Below are 18,057 nucleotides of genomic sequence, written 5' to 3'. Positions count from 1 at the left end.
TAAGACAAGCCGCCAGACTTTACCAGGACTGGGTTGCTTTAAAGGAGTCGAGGATGCCTTTCAGCTTGCCTTCGATCTCATCGTTATAGCCACCGGTCTGGTTAATCTCTTGCATCAGCGGAGCGTGGTCACGGTCAACGTAAGCCAGCAGAGCGGCTTCGAAGCTACCGATTTTCGCCAGTTCCACATCTTCGAGGTAACCGCGTTCAGCAGCAAACAGAATCAGGCCCTGCTGTGCTACAGACATAGGCGCATACTGTTTCTGTTTCAGCAGCTCGGTTACTTTCTGACCATGGCTCAGCTGTTTACGGGTTGCTTCATCCAGATCCGATGCGAACTGAGAGAACGCAGCCAGTTCACGATACTGTGCCAGCGCGGTACGGATACCACCGGACAGTTTCTTGATGATCTTGGTCTGAGCAGCACCACCCACACGGGATACGGAGATACCTGGGTTAACCGCCGGACGAATACCGGAGTTAAACAGGTTGGTTTCCAGGAAGATCTGACCATCGGTAATGGAAATTACGTTGGTCGGAACGAACGCAGAAACGTCACCCGCCTGGGTTTCGATGATCGGCAGAGCGGTCAGGGAACCGGTTTTACCTTTAACTTCACCTTTGGTGAAAGCTTCCACGTATTCCGCGTTAACGCGGGATGCGCGCTCCAGCAGACGGGAGTGGAGGTAGAACACGTCGCCCGGGAACGCTTCACGTCCTGGCGGACGACGGAGCAGCAGGGAAACCTGACGGTAAGCAACGGCCTGTTTAGACAGGTCATCATAAACGATCAGCGCATCTTCACCGCGGTCGCGGAAGTATTCGCCCATTGCGCAACCGGCATACGGCGCCAGGTATTGCAGTGCAGCAGATTCAGAAGCGGTCGCAACGACAACGATAGTGTTGGAAAGCGCGCCGTGCTCTTCCAGTTTACGCACCACGTTAGAGATGGTGGACGCTTTCTGGCCGATAGCAACGTAGACGCACTTGATGCCGGAATCACGCTGGTTGATGATCGCATCGATTGCCATCGCGGTTTTACCGGTCTGACGGTCGCCGATGATCAGCTCACGCTGGCCACGGCCGATTGGAATCATCGCATCGACAGATTTATAACCGGTTTGTACCGGCTGGTCGACGGACTGACGTTCGATTACGCCCGGTGCGATAACTTCGATTGGTGAGAAGCCATCGTGCTCAAGCGGACCTTTACCGTCGATAGGTGCACCCAGGGTGTTCACCACGCGGCCCAGCAGGCCACGGCCAACCGGAACTTCAAGGATACGGCCAGTACATTTAACCTTCATGCCTTCGGCGAGGTCAGCGTACGGACCCATCACTACTGCACCTACGGAGTCGCGCTCCAGGTTCAGTGCGATAGCGTAACGGTTACCCGGCAGGGAAATCATCTCACCCTGCATACAATCGGCCAGGCCGTGGATGCGGATAACACCGTCACTTACGGAAACAATAGTACCTTCGTTGTGAGCTTCGCTCACCACATTGAACTGAGCAATGCGCTGCTTGATCAGTTCGCTGATTTCGGTGGAATTCAGTTGCATGCTCCAGTCCCCTTAAGACTGCAAGACGTCTGCAAGGCGATCAAGACGGCCGCGTACGCTACCATCAATGACCATATCACCCGCACGGATGATAACACCTGCCATAACAGACTTATCGATTTTGCAATTCAGCTTAACTTTGCGTGACAGACGTTTTTCCATCGCGCCGACGATCTTCGCAAGCTGTTCTTCACTCAACGGGGAGGCAGAAATAACATCTACCTCTGCGGTTGCCTCACTGGCAGCGCGCAGGTGAATGAACTGCTCAAGAACATCCGGAAGCACTTGCAGACGACCATTTTCAGCCATAACCCGAATCAGGTTCTGGCCATTTTCGTCCAGTTGCTCACCGCAGACCGCAATGAACGCCTCAGAGAGCGTTTCCGGCGCCAGAGCACCGGACAGAAGCTCTGCCATTTGTTCGTTTTTGGTCACTTCAGCGACAAACGCCAGCATATCCTGCCAGCGCTCAACACTTTTGTGTTCGACGGCAAAGTCAAAAGCTGCTTTGGCGTAGGGGCGAGCTACCGTTATAAATTCAGACATCAGCCCCTCCCTCCTTACAGTTCAGCGACAAGTTTGTCCACGATGTCGCTGTTAGCAGCTTCATCCACGGAACGTTCGATGATCTTCTCGGCGCCAGCAACGGCCAGGATAGCGACCTGCTTACGCAGCTCCTCACGTGCACGTTTACGTTCGGCATCAATTTCAGCCTGCGCCTGTGCAACGATTTTGGTGCGTTCCTGTTCTGCTTCAGCTTTAGCTTCGTCCAGCATCTGAGAGCGACGCTTGTTCGCCTGCTCGATGATGACCTGAGCTTCCGCTTTCGCTTTTTTCAGCTGGTCGGTCGCGTTGGCCTGTGCAAGGTCCAAATCTTTCTTAGCACGTTCTGCAGAAGCCAAACCGTCAGAAATCTCTTTCTGGCGTTTTTCGATGGCAGCCATTAAAGGCGGCCATACGTACTTCATGCAGAACCATACGAAAAGAACAAACGCGATGGCCTGGCCGAGGATTGTTGCGTTCATGTTCACAGCACAATACCTCTTAAATTAACTCTGTGGCTTAGGTTTCTTGCGTACAACTTACTACGCGACAGCAAACATCACGTACAGACCCAGACCTACAGCGATCATTGGGATTGCATCCACCAGACCCATAACGATAAAGAACTGAGTACGCAGCAGAGGAATCAGATCCGGTTGACGCGCTGCGCCTTCCAGGAATTTGCCCCCGAGGATGCCGATACCGATCGCAGCACCGATCGCCGCCAGACCCATCATCACAGCGGCAGCCATGTACAGCAGATCCATATTCAGGTTTTCCATGACAGTCTCCAGTTTGTTTCAGTAAAAACGTAGTATGTTGGTAAAAATCAATGCTCTTCGGATGCCATCGACAGATAGACAATCGTCAGAACCATGAAGATGAAGGCTTGCAGCGTAATAATCAGGATGTGGAAAATGGCCCATGGCACATTCAGAATCCACTGTGACCACCACGGCAGCAGACCAGCAATCAGAATGAAAATCAGCTCACCGGCGTACATGTTACCGAACAGTCGCAGACCGAGTGATACCGGTTTGGACAGCAGGCTTACCCCTTCAAGGATTAAGTTGACAGGAATGAACGCCCAGTGATTGAACGGCTGCAGCGTCAGTTCTTTAACGAACCCACCCACGCCTTTCATTTTGATGCTGTAGAAAAGAATCAGGATAAACACGCCAAGCGCCATCGACAGGGTGATGTTCACGTCAGCAGACGGAACCACACGCAGTGCAGGCAGGCCGAAAATATGTTCACCGATATAAGGAATCAGGTCGATTGGCAGCAGGTCCATCAGGTTCATCAGGAATACCCAGACAAACACGGTGAGGGCCAGCGGAGCAATCAGCTTGCTCTTGCCATGATACATGTCTTTGACGCTGCCATGGACGAAGCCAATGGTCATCTCGATAGCCGTCTGGAGTTTACCAGGAACACCGCTGGTCGCTTTTTTCGCAACGCTGCGGAAAATGGTAAGGAACAACAGACCGAGCACCACCGAGAAGAACATGGAGTCAATGTTGAGCGTCCAGAAGGTGGCCGGGGGGTTGTGCGGATCCACCAGCGAGAAAGTACGCAGGTCCAGCTGAAGGTTGTTCAGATGGTGACCTATGTATTCCTGCGGCGTCATATTTTCTGCAGCCATGATGCCTTTTACCCTTTGTTGTTAATTACAGCTGGTGCCAGAATTTGTACCACCAGCACCAAAACCCACGTCACTATCAGCGGCATAAATACCACTTTTAAAACGGCCAGCGCCACCGCGAGGAGGGCAAAGGTCAGCAACACCTTGAAAGCTTCACCGAAGGCAAAGGTCCAGGCCACTCGGCCTTTTGATGGTGTATGCGCCTGATGACGCCAGGCAAAAATCATAAACAACATGTTTGGCAAAACAACCGCCAAACCTCCGCATACAGCGGAAACGCCCCAGAAGGGGTCTTTTAGGCTGAACAGCAGTCCACTTGCTATTACTGCCAGTAACTGAATAAACAGAAGCTTACGAGCAACGTTTCGACTCAAGAGCGACACAGACATCACGTTTTTACTCCTGCTCCCTTCGAGGTATGTCGCGTGTCGTATAAAACGTCCTTTAAGACGAAGAGTCAAGCATCAAAAAGCGGACAAATTATACGGTGACGCCCCGTGATTTCAAACAATAAGTAGCAAAATAGTGAATAAATGTTTAATTATTTTCTGACAGGCAACTTTTCCTGCATTTTAGCAATCTGTGAGCCATCATACGAAACTGCAAATACTGAGAAAACACAGCTATTAAAGCGTGCACCAGATCACATATTAAACATTTTAGAGTAAAGCGAATTAATTCCGTTCATAAATTGCCTGTTTTCATCTTTTTGATATTAAAGATAAAAAATGAGCAGTTTTTATAAAACAACCCCACATACAATGAAAACCTTTTATTGACATTTATAATAAAAATTTAACATCTGTATGCCCTGTCAGCGGCTCGATTTTTAGCGCACTGATATTTTCAGGGTTGACTATTTTATGGGTAAATCAACCGTAAAAGTTAACTTTGAGATAACCCATGGTGAAAACATGGTTAAAACGCTCTGCAAATACCTCGCCGTGACATTTATTTTTGTAACATGCGACGGTCTCATTTTTTTCACATTTTTTGATAAAAACTAAATCATTTTTGGTTTAATAACCACCAGGTGACGCTCCCCTTCCAGCTCAGGAACATGCAGCTCGATAATCTCACTTACGGTGTATCCTTCGGGAAGTTGAGCCATTTCATCTTCCTGAGCCACGCCTTTCAACGCATAGAAACATCCGGTTTCGGACGGCAGATGATGACACCAGCTCACCATATCATTCAGCGAAGCAAATGCACGGCTGATTACGCCGTCGAACGGTGGCTCTGCGGGGAAATCTTCCACACGGCTCTGCACCGGTGCAATATTCTCCAGTTTTAACTCATGCTGTACCTGGCGAAGAAAACGTACACGCTTACCAAGGCTATCCAGCAGCGTGAAATGCGCTTGCGGGAGAACAATAGCCAACGGTATTCCCGGCAGCCCTGGTCCCGTTCCGACATCAATAAAACGTGAGCCTTGCAGGTATGGCGCAACAACAATGCTATCGAGAATATGGCGAATCAGCATCTCGTTCGGATCGCGAACGGAGGTCAGGTTATAGGCTTTGTTCCACTTATCCAGCAGTCCAACATAGGCCACCAGCTGATTTTTCTGATGATCGGTGAGCGAAATACCCGCTTCAACCAGCAGACGAGAAAGTTTGTTGAGCACGTTCAATACCTGTCCAGAAATAATGAGCCCGGAGGCGATAACGCTTACCGGGCTGGTGAATCAAAAGGGCGGAGACGCAGTCCGTTATCCGCCAAATTCTGCCTGTCAGGGCAATCAGGCGCTGCGGCGCAGCATCCCCTGCTTTTTCAGCCAGACCAGCAAAATGGAAATTGCCGCAGGTGTCACGCCAGAAATACGCGAAGCCTGACCAATGGAAGACGGTTTGTGATCGTTTAGCTTAGCAATCACTTCATTCGACAGCCCGATCACCTGACGGTAGTCCAGCGTTGCCGGCAGGATCGTATTCTCATTACGCAGCTGTCTCTCGATCTCTTCCTGCTGACGAGCAATATACCCTTCGTACTTCACCTGGATTTCAACCTGTTCTGCGGCCTGGGTATCTTGCAGGCCCGGCGAGAACGGAGACAGCTGGACCAGCTGCTCGTAGGTCATTTCCGGACGACGGAGTAAATCTTCACCGCTCGCTTCGCGAGAAAGTGGCGCCGTCAGGTGTGCATTCACTTCTTCTGCGCTGTCTGCCGCCGGGTAAACCCAGGTGGATTTCAGACGCTGGCGTTCAAGTTCGATGCTTTCCAGCTTCTCGTTGAAACGAGCCCAGCGTTCATCATCGACCAGACCCAGCTCACGACCCTGTTCGGTCAGGCGCAGATCGGCGTTATCTTCACGCAGCATCAGGCGATACTCGGCACGGGAAGTGAACATACGGTACGGTTCTTTGGTTCCCAGGGTACACAGATCGTCGACCAGTACGCCAAGGTAAGCTTCCGAACGCGCCGGTGCCCAGCCCTCTTTTTCCGCAGAGAAGCGACCAGCGTTCAGGCCAGCAAGCAGCCCCTGAGCGGCGGCTTCTTCGTAACCGGTGGTGCCGTTAATCTGGCCGGCGAAGAACAGGCCGTGAATATATTTACTTTCCAGCGTCGGCTTCAGGTCGCGAGGATCGAAGAAGTCGTACTCAATAGCGTAGCCTGGACGAACGATTTTAGCGTTCTCCATGCCTTGCATAGAGCGAACTATTTGTATTTGTACGTCGAATGGCAGGCTGGTGGAGATGCCGTTCGGATAAATTTCGTTGGATGTCAGCCCTTCAGGCTCAAGGAAGATCTGGTGCTGGTTGCGATCGGCAAAGCGCATCACTTTATCTTCGATCGACGGGCAATAGCGCGGGCCGATCCCTTCAATCACTCCGGCATACATTGGGCTGCGATCGAGGTTGTTACGAATGACATCGTGGGTTTTCTCGTTGGTATGCGTGATGTAGCACGGTACCTGCTGGGGATGCTGAGCCGCATTGCCCATAAACGAGAAGACCGGCATCGGGTTATCGCCATGCTGCGGGGCCAGAACGCTGAAGTCGATAGTTCGGGCGTCGATACGCGGCGGTGTACCGGTTTTCAGGCGGCTTACGCGCAGCGGAAGTTCACGCAGGCGACGGGAGAGCGAGATGGAAGGCGGATCCCCTGCCCGGCCACCGCTGTAGTTATCCAGTCCGATGTGGATCTTACCGTCCAGGAAGGTACCGACGGTCAGGACGACGGCTTTTGCACGGAATTTCAGCCCCATCTGGGTTACGGCACCGACAACCCGATCGTTTTCGACAATCAGATCCTCAACTGCCTGCTGGAAGATCATCAGGTTTGGCTGGTTTTCCAGTGCAGTACGTACCGCCTGACGGTAGAGCACGCGGTCTGCCTGAGCTCGAGTCGCTCGTACCGCCGGGCCTTTGCTGGCGTTTAGTATCCTAAACTGAATGCCAGCCTGGTCGATCGCTTTCGCCATCAGCCCGCCAAGTGCATCCACTTCTTTTACCAGGTGTCCTTTCCCAATGCCGCCAATCGCCGGGTTGCAGCTCATCTGCCCCAACGTGTCGATATTGTGTGTCAAAAGCAGGGTCTGCTGACCCATTCGCGCTGCGGCCATCGCGGCCTCAGTGCCTGCATGACCCCCGCCAATGATGATGACGTCAAAAGGATCCTGATAAAACATGGTGGTATGCCTCGCATAAAGCGGTTTGAAAATGGATTGAAGCCCGGGCCGTGGATTCTACTCAACTTTAGTCGATCGAGAAAGCTCTGGGATCTTGAGTATTAAAAAGAAGATCTTTTATTTAGAGATCTGTTTTATTGTGATCTCTTATTAGGATCGAGCCTTTCTGTGGATAAGCCGGATCCGCGTTTTAAGATCAAATGCTTAAGAAGGATCGCTTTCTGTGAATGATCGGTGATCCTGTCCCGTATAAGCTGGGATCAAAATGAATGGTTATACACAGCTCAAAAAGCAGTCAATACTTATACGTTGGATAACTACCGGTTGATCAGAGCTTTTAAGTGTAGTTATCCACAGAAGAACGGACGATCTTTACAAAACTTAGAGCAAATCTTTCCAGGATCCGACCCAAATCTCTGCCGGATCTTCCGGAATTTCATGTTCTAGGACATTTATCTTCAGCGTTTCACCGATCTGTTTGGCGCCACACGCCTTCAATGCACTGTCGATCTTATCGATAGCACCGCAGAAGGTGTCGTATTCACGACTGCCGATACCAATAGCGCCAAAGCGAACGGCAGACAGGTCAGACTGCTTCTCCTGAAGTGCCTCGTAGAACGGCAGCAGGTTATCAGGGATATCGCCCGCACCATGTGTAGAGGAGATAACTAACCAGATCCCCTCCGCCTGCAGATCCGCGATCAATGGACCGTGCTGGATTTCGGTGCTGTAACCGGCTTCTTCCAGCTTTTCTGCCAGATGCTCTGCTACATATTCCGCACTGCCCAGGGTACTGCCGCTGATAAGCGTAATGTCTGCCATGATCGCCTGCTCAATTATTCAGAGTGGCACATTGTACGCTGTGTGAGAGCTGGGATCTACCTGTGGAAAATGTGGGATTAAAAAAGCCCGATCACGGGCGAATGGTACGCATGATCGGGTTCTGCAGGGAGATCAGCGTCTCGGTGGACTGAATTTCATCGATTGTTTGGATCTTGTTGATAAGTACCTGCTGCAGGGCATCGATCGAGCGGCACATGACCTTAATAAAGATGCTGTAGTGCCCGGTGGTGTAGTAGGCCTCAGTGACCTCATCGAGACTTTCTAGTTTGGCCAGTGCCGAGGGATAATCTTTGGCGCTTTTTAAAATGATGCCGATAAAGCAGCAAACATCGTAGCCGAGCTGTTTGGGATTCACGTCGATACGCGCGCCGGTAATAATGCCCGCCTGTTTCATCTTCTCTACGCGAACATGAATCGTCCCCGGGCTGACGCCAAATTGTTTGGCCAGTTCGGCATAGGCAGTACGCGCATTGGCCATTAGGGCTTCAAGGATGCCGCGGTCCAGATTATCGATCTGATAATTTTCCATTGGTTTTTCTTATGATGTTTGATGATTCTTCCTATATTAGCCTTAAATTTTATTGAATCAAAAGTGAACGTGGCTTTTTGTTGTTTGATTATTGAATTGGTAGCCGTTTTTGTTGCTTAATCAATACCAACAGGACGCAGGAGTAATAAAAATGAAAACCGCATACATCGCAAAACAACGCCAGATTAGTTTCGTTAAGTCTCACTTTTCCCGCCAGCTGGAAGAGAAGCTTGGTCTGATTGAAGTCCAGGCACCTATCTTAAGCCGTGTCGGAGACGGGACTCAGGACAACCTGTCTGGTTGCGAGAAAGCGGTTCAGGTTAAAGTGAAAACGCTGCCAGACGCCCAGTTCGAAGTGGTTCATTCACTGGCGAAGTGGAAACGTCAAACCCTGGGACAACACGACTTCAGCGCGGGCGAAGGGCTATACACGCACATGAAGGCCCTTCGCCCCGATGAAGACCGGCTGACCGCAATTCATTCCGTTTACGTTGACCAGTGGGACTGGGAACGCGTGATGGGGGACGATGAGCGCCACGTTGGGACATTAAAATCGACCGTAGAGGCGATCTACGCCGGGATCAAAGCGACCGAAGCTGAGGTATGCAAAGAGTTTGGGCTGGCACCGTTCCTGCCAGAGCAAATTCAGTTTGTGCATAGCCAGGAGCTGCTGAGTCGCTATCCGGGCCTCGACGCTAAAGGGCGCGAGCGGGCAATCGCCAAAGAACTGGGTGCGGTATTCCTTATTGGGATTGGCGGTAAGCTGACGGATGGCCAGCGCCATGACGTTCGTGCACCGGATTATGATGACTGGAGTACCCAGGTTGCCGAAGGATTTGCCGGTCTGAACGGTGATATTCTGGTGTGGAACCCGGTTCTGGAAGATGCTTTTGAGATATCTTCGATGGGGATCCGCGTCGATGCCGACGCCCTGAAGCGCCAGCTGGCGATCACCGGTGATGAAGATCGCCTGAAGCTGGAGTGGCACCAGGCACTGCTGCGCGGTGAAATGCCGCAGACTATTGGCGGCGGTATTGGCCAGTCCCGCCTGACTATGCTTCTGCTGCAGCTTGATCATATCGGTCAGGTACAGTGCGGCGTATGGCCAGCGCAGGTTCGCGAGAGCGTGTCTTCGCTCCTCTAACCCCTCTAATAGACTTGTTAACGCCGCCAGCGACGCAGCAGGCGGCTACGTAACCCGGTATCAAAGCGCCAGATGTGATCGAAGATGCGCATAATGCCGGGTTTACCATGTACAGACATCGCCACCGCATGAAAGCGATGATGATGTTTACGCTGTAGATCCCCTACCTTATTGATCACCTCATCCGGCAGGCGCTGGGCAATAAAATCGGAAATCACCACCGCATCGGCATCGACCCATTGCGGATTTTGCATTCGCTCAATAATGGAGCGGAAACAGCTGGCTAAATCCGTACCGCCGCGAAAACGCTGACTCAGGAAGCGGATCGCCTGCTCCAGACCCTGCGGGCCCGTCAGCTCATAATGTACGACTTCGCTGGAGAACAGCATAATGAAGCAGCGACGATTGTCCGCCAGCGCTACCCGCATTAATGCCAGACAAAACGCCTTGGCACACTGTTCGTTGAATCCTCCCATCGAGCCGGAAGTATCGACGCAGACGATAAACGGCCCGCGCGGCTGTTCGTCAAAATCCTGACGGGTCACCGGTCTTTCGGTGATTTTCTCCCGCCAGGCGTCGCCATGTAACCGATAGGTCAGCAGCTGCTTTTCCACCAGCTTGCGATAGAACTCGAACTCCAGTTCGGTGATCCCAAGAGTGGCCAGCTCAGGCGGAAGCAGCCGCAGAATATCATCGCTCTGTTGCAGGCCATCAACCTGTTCCGGTACGGTTGCCGGTTCGCGAACCAGGCTACGAAATGCTTCCATTGGTGCGTCTTTTTTCGGTACTGATTTGGCTTCCCGTGAACGACCGAGCTGTTCAGCCAGCTGCATCAGCTCCGGCTGCTGACTGAGGAAATCACCGTAGCGGATGATCAGTTGATAATCGCCGCGCTTCAGTTCCCCTGCGCTCATATCCCACAGGCGGCCCGCGGCGTTGTCGTTTTCCACCAGCACCGGTTCCAGCTGCCCGCTCAGGGTCATCCGCTCCTGTACTTCGCTCAGTAGCTGGTCACGTTCTTCATCCAGCAACTGCTGGTTGAGGGTGGTTGCCTGGACCACGAGGCTCAGGCGCCAGCGCTGTAAAAACAGCGTATGCAGCGCGGGCGTGAAGGTGGCATTCTCGTCCACCAGCTGTTGTGCCTGGGCGGCAAACGGTGAGTGCAGTTTATGCAGCTGGCTAAGGGTCTGCGGAAGCTGCACGATGAACTGCGAGGTAGAGAGCAGCTGCGAACGTTGATAGTTCTGTACTTCAACATCCAGCTCCGGCGGGATATGCGTCTCTTTGAGTCGCGCTCTGACGGCCTCCCGCCAGCGCGGAATATCGGCAGCGATAATATTCTTCAGGCGCGGAAATTTTTCGAAGAATACGGCAAGCTGAGGAGAGGCCAGCAGCGCCAGCAGCATCTCTTCGATCATCCCCTCTTCGCTGACTGCCAGCATGGCATTCAGCATATCCAGCGTCATGGCTGCCGCGCCTGTTTAATCTGCGTGCCAACGTCCTGCAGGCTGGCTTCAATGCGTCCGAGCCAGTCACCGGGAATGAACAAACATTTTTGCTGCTCGCTAAAGCGGTTATGCTGCTGGTGCCACTCGTCATCCAGCGCTTCCAGCTGCTGCCGGATTTCCGCTGGCATATTTTCCTGCGATTCGCTGCCGGGTAATGAGAGGCGAGAGCCTTGAAGACTGACGTCACGAACGACAAGATGCTGACCGGCATCCACGTCGATATTCAACTGCTGGGCGAAACCAATACCGTTAAGCTTACCGCGGATTTCACCGCCCTTTTCCAGCCAGTGCGCAAGCTCTTCGCGCACGAAGGTGATATGGATAACTTCCATATCGTGCAGCTTAAGCGGCTGCTGGAGCAGCAGAGTCAGCGTGGTATCCTTGATCTCAGCCGGTAGCTCATAATGGGGTTTACGGCTGAACATCCCGCCAAGGCGAGTAACCTTCAGCGCGGTTTTGTCGCTGTGCTGCTGTTGGATTTGAATACGTCTTTGGGTTATCGCCCCCAGTTTGGTCAGCATTGCCTGCTGCTGCCACGCATGGCTGGTCATTAGGGTTTCCAGCTGCTGTGACATCAGGTTCATGCTTTCAATATTGTGCCACAGGCAATCTTTCAGCAAAATCATGTCGATAGGGACAATAGAATCCCGGCCGCTGAAGAAGGCGCTGGCCTGCAGCAGACGGATGGCTTTCTTCCAGCGACGATCCGAGACATAAGGCGAATCAGGTAACGCATCCAGCTGCTGGCGAAGCTGGAAGATGAGCTCAAACACGCTATCCGGTAGCTTCACTGCGCTGATATCCTGCTGCCACTGCCGGAACTCCTCATCGCTGACCTGCAGGCTGGCGGGTACCGGGTTGGTGTTTTCATCCTGCTGGCTTATCAGCATCGAGCGGAAGTTCGTTTTATCCTGGACCTTATCCAGCCATAAACGGATGAGCATGCGGTCGTAGAGTGCCTCAAGGCTGCTGTCTGCTTCCGGTAATTCGTTTGACGCCGCCACCAGCAGGCGCATGGGGATTTTTTCTTCTTTCGCCCCGTTACGGAAATGACGTTCGTTGATTGCCGTCAGTAAGGTGTTGAGGATTGCCGGGCCGGCTTTCCAGATCTCATCGAGGAAGACAATTTCAGCTTCCGGAAGATAGCCCGTCGTCAGGCGCTCGTAGCGCCCTTCATCCTTCAGCGCCTGAATGGAGAGTGGGCCAAAAACCTCTTCCGGAGTGGAGAATCGGGTCATCAGGTATTCAAAAGCGCGGGCTTGCTGGAAGGCGAACTTGAGGCGGCGGGCGATCAGACTCTTGGCGATGCCCGGTGGACCGAGTAAGAAAACGCTTTCGCCGCTGAGCGCGGCGAGCAGGCAAAGTCGTATCGCGTGACTGCGTTCGAACAAACCTTTTTCCAGAGAGGCGCTGAGCCGGGAAATTCTTTCTGCCAGTAAATGTGATTGAGCCATAATTGAGTTGCGTGCTTTTTCATGTGTCGTTATTGAGTCGAGTATAGATGTTTGATTAGGGATGGTAATAGCCTGAAGAATCGATTTATTTTCTTTGAGTCAGGTTAATATGATGTTGGTTAGGGGTACGATTCAGCAAATAATCGTGCATACTGTGCGCTTTTTGTGGGCCAAGGGACTAGGCACACATTTGTTTTATAAACGAAAAGACTAGTCTATGAGCACTGATAATAAGCAATCGTTGCCAGCAATAACGCTGGCGGCTATCGGCGTGGTATACGGTGATATCGGTACCAGTCCGCTGTATACACTTCGAGAATGTCTGTCTGGTCAGTTTGGGTTTGGCGTTGAACGTGATGCTGTTTTTGGCTTTCTGTCGCTAATTTTCTGGCTGTTAATCTTCACCGTATCACTCAAATACATCACCTTCGTCATGCGCGCAGACAACGCCGGTGAAGGGGGGATCCTGACGCTGATGTCGCTGGCGGGACGCAACACGTCCGCGCGAATGACATCGGTTCTGGTTATTCTCGGCCTGATTGGCGGCAGCTTCTTCTACGGCGAGGTGGTGATTACGCCGGCGATTTCGGTTATGTCGGCAATTGAAGGGCTGGAAATTATCGCTCCTAATCTGGATACCTGGATTGTCCCCATCTCTATTTTCGTGCTGACGCTGTTGTTTGCTATCCAGAAGCACGGCACCAGCATGGTCGGTAAGCTGTTCGCGCCAATTATGCTGATCTGGTTTCTGCTGTTGGCGGTGCTGGGGGCGCGCAGCATTATTGCCAATCCGGAAGTGCTGCAGGCGCTAAACCCGTACTGGGCTGTTCATTTCTTCCTTGAATATAAAACCGTCTCCTTTGTCGCGCTTGGTGCGGTGGTGCTCTCTATTACCGGTGTTGAAGCGCTGTATGCGGATATGGGGCACTTCGGTAAATTGCCGATTCGCCTGGCGTGGTTTTCCGTGGTACTGCCCTCGCTGGTGCTGAATTATTTCGGTCAGGGCGCGCTGCTGTTACAGCATCCGGAAGCGATCAAAAACCCCTTCTTCCTGCTGGCTCCTGAATGGGCACTGATCCCGATGCTGATCATTGCAGCGTTAGCGACGGTTATCGCCTCGCAGGCGGTGATTTCCGGGGTATTCTCGCTGACCCGCCAGGCTGTTCGCCTGGGATATCTGCCGCCGATGCGGATTATTCATACCTCGGAAATGGAATCCGGGCAGATTTATATTCCGTTCATCAACTGGCTGCTGTATGTCTCAGTGGTTATCGTGATTATCAGCTTTGAGCACTCTTCGAACCTGGCGGCAGCGTACGGGATTGCGGTAACGGGAACCATGGTTCTGACCACGATTCTGTTCACCACGGTCGCGCGTAAAAACTGGCGCTGGAATAAGTTCTTTGTGGCGCTGCTCTTTCTCGCGTTTATGTGCATTGATTTACCGCTGTTCTCAGCCAACCTCGATAAGATTGTTTCCGGTGGCTGGCTGCCGTTAACGCTTGGTCTGGTGATGTTCACCGTGATGACAACCTGGAAAAGCGAACGTTTCCGCCTGCTGCGCCGGATGCACGAACACGGAAACTCTCTGGAAGCGATGATCTCCTCCCTGGAGAAATCACCTCCGGTTCGCGTGCCGGGCACCGCGGTTTATATGTCCCGCGCGCTGAACGTGATTCCTTTTGCCCTGCTGCATAACCTCAAGCACAACAAGGTATTGCACGAACGGGTGATTCTGCTGACGCTGCGAACTGAAGATGCGCCTTATGTGCATAACGTTCGCCGCGTGCAGATTGAGCAGATTTCACCGTCGTTCTGGCGCGTGGTGGCCAGCTACGGCTGGCGCGAAACGCCAAACGTGGAAGAAGTGTTCCACCGCTGTGGGCTGGAAGGTCTGAGCTGCCGGATGATGGAGACCTCGTTCTTTATGTCGCATGAATCGCTGATTATTGGCAAACGGCCATGGTATCTGCGACTGCGCGGGAAACTGTACCTCCTGCTGCAGCGTAATGCCCTGAGGGCGCCGGATCAGTTCGAAATCCCGCCGAACCGGGTAATCGAACTGGGCACCCAGGTCGAAATCTGATGCGCAGAAGCCCTTCCTCGTGAAGGGCTTTTTTTTGTTTTTTGCCCTGGTTCTCTTTTCTCTCCTGTCGTGCGCGAAACGTTTCGATGGCGATCACATTTCTCTCTTCTGATGATGGTTTTCTGCGCGTATATTGACAATACTTGCTCTAGCGAAACGTTTCGCTACTGGAGCAAAAGAGAAAAATGAAAAAAGGCACCGTACTTAACGCTGATATTTCTTCGGTTATCTCCCGCCTGGGTCATACCGATACGCTGGTCGTCTGCGATGCCGGTTTACCGGTTCCCCGCAGCAGCGCGCGTATCGATATGGCATTAACCCAGGGCGTACCCTCCTTTATGCAGGTTCTGGAGGTGGTAACGGCTGAAATGCAGGTTGAAGCGGCGATCCTGGCGGAAGAGATAAAAATTCATAATCCGCAGCTCCATGCGACGTTGCTCACTCACCTTGAGCTGCTGCAGCAACACCAGGGAAATACCATTGAAATTCGTTACACCAGTCATGAGCAGTTTAAAAAACAAACCGCAGATAGTCAGGCGGTGATTCGCAGCGGGGAATGTTCCCCGTATGCGAACGTTATTCTCTGTGCCGGCGTGACGTTCTGAGGTCGCCGATATGGAAGCCTTATTGCAATTAAAAGGGATCGATAAAGCGTTCCCAGGCGTTAAGGCGCTCTCTGGCGCCTCGCTCAATGTCTATGCTGGCCGCGTCATGGCGCTGGTTGGCGAAAACGGCGCCGGTAAGTCCACCATGATGAAGGTGCTGACCGGTATCTATACCCGTGATGCCGGATCACTCTTGTGGCTGGGTAAAGAAGTCACGTTCAACGGACCTAAATCCTCCCAGGAAGCCGGTATCGGCATTATTCACCAGGAACTTAACCTGATCCCTCAGCTGACTATCGCGGAGAATATTTTCCTCGGTCGCGAGTTCGTTAACCGGTTTGGCAAAATTGACTGGAAAACGATGTATGCCGAAGCCGACAAACTACTGGCAAAGCTCAATCTGCGTTTTAACAGCCAGAAGCTGGTGGGCGATCTGTCGATTGGCGATCAGCAAATGGTTGAAATTGCCAAGGTGCTGAGCTTTGAGTCGAAGGTCATCATTATGGATGAACCGACGGATGCATTGACCGATACCGAAACGGAATCTCTGTTCCGCGTCATCCGCGAGTTAAAGGCGCAAGGACGCGGGATTGTCTATATCTCGCATCGCATGAAAGAGATCTTCGAGATTTGCGACGATGTGACGGTTTTCCGCGACGGGCAGTTTATCGCAGAGCGCGAGGTGGCCAGTCTTAATGAAGATCTGCTGATCGAGATGATGGTTGGTCGCAAGCTGGAAGATCAGTACCCGCATCTGGATAAAGCGCCGGGTGTGGTTCGCCTGAAGGTGGACAACCTGTGCGGGCCGGGTGTCGAAAATGTGTCGTTTACCCTTCGTCAGGGCGAAATTCTCGGCGTCGCCGGGTTGATGGGGGCCGGACGAACGGAGCTGATGAAGGTGCTGTACGGCGCCTTGCCGCGCAGCAGCGGTTCCGTCACGCTCGACGGCCATGAAGTGGTGACCCGTTCCCCTCAGGATGGCCTGGCAAACGGGATTGTCTATATCTCCGAAGACCGCAAGCGCGATGGTTTAGTGCTCGGGATGTCGGTGAAAGAAAACATGTCATTGACCGCGCTGCGTTATTTCAGCCATGCCGGTGGCCGTCTGAAGCATAAAGATGAGCAGCAGGCGGTGAGCGATTTTATCCGCTTATTCAATGTGAAAACGCCATCAATGGAACAGGCTATTGGCCTGCTCTCTGGTGGTAACCAGCAGAAAGTGGCGATCGCCCGCGGGCTGATGACGCGACCGAAGGTGCTGATCCTTGATGAGCCCACCCGCGGCGTGGACGTTGGCGCGAAGAAAGAGATCTATCAGCTGATTAACCAGTTCAAAGCCGATGGTCTGAGCATCATTCTGGTCTCTTCGGAGATGCCGGAAGTGTTAGGCATGAGCGATCGCATCATTGTGATGCATGAAGGGCATCTCGGCGGTGAATTCACACGCGAGCAGGCCACCCAGGAAGTATTGATGGCTGCCGCTGTGGGCAAGCTTAACCGTGTGAATCAGGAGTAAAAAAGATGACAACCCAGGCTGTTTCTGGTCGCCGCTATTTCACCAAAGCATGGCTGATGGAGCAAAAGTCGTTGATTGCCCTGCTGGTGCTGATAGCGATTGTGTCGACCATGAGCCCCAACTTTTTTACCGTCAATAACCTCTTCAATATCCTGCAACAAACGTCGGTCAACGCCATTATGGCTGTCGGAATGACGCTGGTCATTCTGACCTCAGGGATCGATCTGTCCGTCGGGTCCCTGCTGGCGTTGACCGGCGCGGTGGCAGCATCGATTGTTGGTCTGGAGGTCAATGCGCTGGTGGCGATTGCCGGGGCGCTTGCTTTAGGTGCAGCGATTGGCGCGGTCACCGGCGTGATTGTGGCGAAAGGGCGCGTTCAGGCCTTTATCGCGACTCTGGTAATGATGCTGCTGCTGCGCGGCGTAACGATGGTCTACACCAACGGCAGCCCGGTGAACACCGGGTTTACCGATAACGCCGACCTGTTTGGCTGGTTTGGTATCGGCCGCCCGTTAGGCATTCCGACGCCGGTGTGGATTATGGCGATCGTCTTTTTGGCGGCGTGGTACATGCTGCATCATACGCGCCTGGGTCGCTATATCTATGCGCTGGGCGGTAACGAAGCGGCAACCCGCTTATCCGGCATCAGCGTCAACAAAGTTAAAATCATCGTCTATTCGCTATGCGGCCTGCTGGCTTCGCTGGCGGGGATTATCGAAGTGGCGCGTTTGTCTTCTGCGCAGCCGACGGCAGGGACTGGCTATGAGCTGGATGCCATTGCGGCGGTTGTGCTTGGCGGCACCAGCCTGGCGGGCGGTAAAGGTCGTATTGTCGGGACCTTGATTGGTGCGTTGATCCTTGGCTTCCTGAACAACGGTTTGAATCTTTTAGGCGTTTCTTCCTATTACCAGATGATCGTGAAAGCGGTGGTAATTTTGCTGGCGGTGCTGGTAGACAACAAAAAGCAGTAACTAAGAACTCTACAGGACATC

General features: G+C 52.7%; 17 protein-coding genes. 5 read left to right on the top strand and 12 right to left on the bottom strand.

The window, feature by feature from the left end:
- Positions 1 to 19: 19 nt before the first annotated feature.
- From atpA to asnC, 10 genes are all read right to left on the bottom strand, one after another.
- Entirely contained in the window at positions 20 to 1,561 is a 1,542-nt protein-coding gene (atpA, locus tag ACMYSK_RS19235) for a F0F1 ATP synthase subunit alpha (RefSeq protein ID WP_434637821.1), read from the bottom strand.
- Positions 1,562 to 1,573: 12 nt separating this feature from the next.
- A complete protein-coding gene (gene atpH / locus ACMYSK_RS19230) occupies positions 1,574 to 2,107 on the bottom strand; it encodes a F0F1 ATP synthase subunit delta (RefSeq protein ID WP_434637819.1) in 534 nt (177 codons plus the stop codon).
- A 14-nt stretch (positions 2,108 to 2,121) separates the two neighbouring features.
- Positions 2,122 to 2,592 (bottom strand): F0F1 ATP synthase subunit B, encoded by a 471-nt coding sequence (gene atpF, locus ACMYSK_RS19225; protein ID WP_004869221.1) that lies wholly within the window; start codon positions 2,590 to 2,592, stop codon positions 2,122 to 2,124.
- A gap of 54 nt (positions 2,593 to 2,646) precedes the next feature.
- Positions 2,647 to 2,886 (bottom strand): F0F1 ATP synthase subunit C, encoded by a 240-nt coding sequence (atpE, locus tag ACMYSK_RS19220; protein WP_000429386.1) that lies wholly within the window; start codon positions 2,884 to 2,886, stop codon positions 2,647 to 2,649.
- 47 nt (positions 2,887 to 2,933) lie between these two features.
- Positions 2,934 to 3,749, bottom strand: coding sequence for a F0F1 ATP synthase subunit A (gene atpB, locus ACMYSK_RS19215; RefSeq protein ID WP_041143359.1), 816 nt, complete (start codon positions 3,747 to 3,749; stop codon positions 2,934 to 2,936).
- Between the two features lie 8 nt (positions 3,750 to 3,757).
- Positions 3,758 to 4,138 carry a F0F1 ATP synthase subunit I gene (atpI, locus tag ACMYSK_RS19210; protein WP_434644216.1) on the bottom strand — a complete coding sequence of 127 codons (381 nt, stop codon included), beginning with the start codon at positions 4,136 to 4,138 and terminating at the stop codon, positions 3,758 to 3,760.
- 614 nt (positions 4,139 to 4,752) lie between these two features.
- Positions 4,753 to 5,376, bottom strand: a complete 624-nt coding sequence (rsmG, locus tag ACMYSK_RS19205) for a 16S rRNA (guanine(527)-N(7))-methyltransferase RsmG (RefSeq protein ID WP_434637817.1) — start codon at positions 5,374 to 5,376, stop codon at positions 4,753 to 4,755.
- A 114-nt stretch (positions 5,377 to 5,490) separates the two neighbouring features.
- Complete coding sequence (gene mnmG / locus ACMYSK_RS19200) at positions 5,491 to 7,380, bottom strand: tRNA uridine-5-carboxymethylaminomethyl(34) synthesis enzyme MnmG (RefSeq protein ID WP_434637815.1); 1,890 nt, start codon at positions 7,378 to 7,380, stop codon at positions 5,491 to 5,493.
- A 381-nt stretch (positions 7,381 to 7,761) separates the two neighbouring features.
- Positions 7,762 to 8,202 carry an FMN-binding protein MioC gene (mioC, locus tag ACMYSK_RS19195; protein ID WP_434637814.1) on the bottom strand — a complete coding sequence of 147 codons (441 nt, stop codon included), beginning with the start codon at positions 8,200 to 8,202 and terminating at the stop codon, positions 7,762 to 7,764.
- Positions 8,203 to 8,293: 91 nt separating this feature from the next.
- On the bottom strand, positions 8,294 to 8,752 hold the full coding sequence (gene asnC / locus ACMYSK_RS19190) for a transcriptional regulator AsnC (protein WP_004869233.1): 459 nt from the start codon (positions 8,750 to 8,752) through the stop codon (positions 8,294 to 8,296).
- A gap of 151 nt (positions 8,753 to 8,903) precedes the next feature.
- Here asnC and asnA point away from each other — a divergent pair, with 151 nt between their 5' ends.
- A complete protein-coding gene (gene asnA / locus ACMYSK_RS19185; RefSeq protein ID WP_434637812.1) occupies positions 8,904 to 9,896 on the top strand; it encodes an aspartate--ammonia ligase in 993 nt (330 codons plus the stop codon).
- Between the two features lie 17 nt (positions 9,897 to 9,913).
- Here the strand turns inward: asnA and viaA are convergent, their stop codons facing one another.
- Entirely contained in the window at positions 9,914 to 11,362 is a 1,449-nt protein-coding gene (viaA, locus tag ACMYSK_RS19180) for an ATPase RavA stimulator ViaA (protein WP_434637811.1), read from the bottom strand.
- Entirely contained in the window at positions 11,359 to 12,858 is a 1,500-nt protein-coding gene (gene ravA / locus ACMYSK_RS19175; protein ID WP_434637809.1) for an ATPase RavA, read from the bottom strand. Before ravA ends, viaA begins: the two co-directional genes overlap by 4 nt.
- A 217-nt stretch (positions 12,859 to 13,075) precedes the next feature.
- Between ravA and kup the strand changes: the two genes are divergently transcribed.
- The 4 genes from kup to rbsC all read left to right on the top strand — a co-directional run bounded on the left by kup (position 13,076) and on the right by rbsC (position 18,036).
- Positions 13,076 to 14,944, top strand: coding sequence for a low affinity potassium transporter Kup (gene kup, locus ACMYSK_RS19170; RefSeq protein WP_434637807.1), 1,869 nt, complete (start codon positions 13,076 to 13,078; stop codon positions 14,942 to 14,944).
- A 185-nt stretch (positions 14,945 to 15,129) separates the two neighbouring features.
- On the top strand, positions 15,130 to 15,549 hold the full coding sequence (gene rbsD / locus ACMYSK_RS19165; protein WP_434637805.1) for a D-ribose pyranase: 420 nt from the start codon (positions 15,130 to 15,132) through the stop codon (positions 15,547 to 15,549).
- A gap of 10 nt (positions 15,550 to 15,559) precedes the next feature.
- Positions 15,560 to 17,065, top strand: a complete 1,506-nt coding sequence (gene rbsA, locus ACMYSK_RS19160; protein WP_434637803.1) for a ribose ABC transporter ATP-binding protein RbsA — start codon at positions 15,560 to 15,562, stop codon at positions 17,063 to 17,065.
- A gap of 5 nt (positions 17,066 to 17,070) precedes the next feature.
- A complete protein-coding gene (rbsC, locus tag ACMYSK_RS19155) occupies positions 17,071 to 18,036 on the top strand; it encodes a ribose ABC transporter permease (RefSeq protein WP_123756956.1) in 966 nt (321 codons plus the stop codon).
- Positions 18,037 to 18,057: the final 21 nt, after the last annotated feature.

It is taken from the genome of Klebsiella sp. I138 (assembly GCF_051131765.1).
Classification (GTDB): domain Bacteria; phylum Pseudomonadota; class Gammaproteobacteria; order Enterobacterales; family Enterobacteriaceae; genus Klebsiella.
The sequence above is the reverse complement of the archived record's forward strand: the minus strand, read 5'-3'. Positions and strand labels throughout refer to the sequence as shown.

Coding starts and splice junctions, on each gene's coding strand:
- rbsC (WP_123756956.1), top strand. CDS start 17,071: ATGACAACCCAGGCTGTTTCTGGTCGCCGCTATTTCACCAAAGCATGG.
- viaA (WP_434637811.1), bottom strand. CDS start 11,362: ATGACGCTGGATATGCTGAATGCCATGCTGGCAGTCAGCGAAGAGGGG.
- atpE (WP_000429386.1), bottom strand. CDS start 2,886: ATGGAAAACCTGAATATGGATCTGCTGTACATGGCTGCCGCTGTGATG.
- mnmG (WP_434637815.1), bottom strand. CDS start 7,380: ATGTTTTATCAGGATCCTTTTGACGTCATCATCATTGGCGGGGGTCAT.
- mioC (WP_434637814.1), bottom strand. CDS start 8,202: ATGGCAGACATTACGCTTATCAGCGGCAGTACCCTGGGCAGTGCGGAA.
- ravA (WP_434637809.1), bottom strand. CDS start 12,858: ATGGCTCAATCACATTTACTGGCAGAAAGAATTTCCCGGCTCAGCGCC.
- rbsD (WP_434637805.1), top strand. CDS start 15,130: ATGAAAAAAGGCACCGTACTTAACGCTGATATTTCTTCGGTTATCTCC.
- rbsA (WP_434637803.1), top strand. CDS start 15,560: ATGGAAGCCTTATTGCAATTAAAAGGGATCGATAAAGCGTTCCCAGGC.
- atpA (WP_434637821.1), bottom strand. CDS start 1,561: ATGCAACTGAATTCCACCGAAATCAGCGAACTGATCAAGCAGCGCATT.
- asnC (WP_004869233.1), bottom strand. CDS start 8,752: ATGGAAAATTATCAGATCGATAATCTGGACCGCGGCATCCTTGAAGCC.
- atpB (WP_041143359.1), bottom strand. CDS start 3,749: ATGGCTGCAGAAAATATGACGCCGCAGGAATACATAGGTCACCATCTG.
- atpI (WP_434644216.1), bottom strand. CDS start 4,138: ATGTCTGTGTCGCTCTTGAGTCGAAACGTTGCTCGTAAGCTTCTGTTT.
- atpH (WP_434637819.1), bottom strand. CDS start 2,107: ATGTCTGAATTTATAACGGTAGCTCGCCCCTACGCCAAAGCAGCTTTT.
- kup (WP_434637807.1), top strand. CDS start 13,076: ATGAGCACTGATAATAAGCAATCGTTGCCAGCAATAACGCTGGCGGCT.
- asnA (WP_434637812.1), top strand. CDS start 8,904: ATGAAAACCGCATACATCGCAAAACAACGCCAGATTAGTTTCGTTAAG.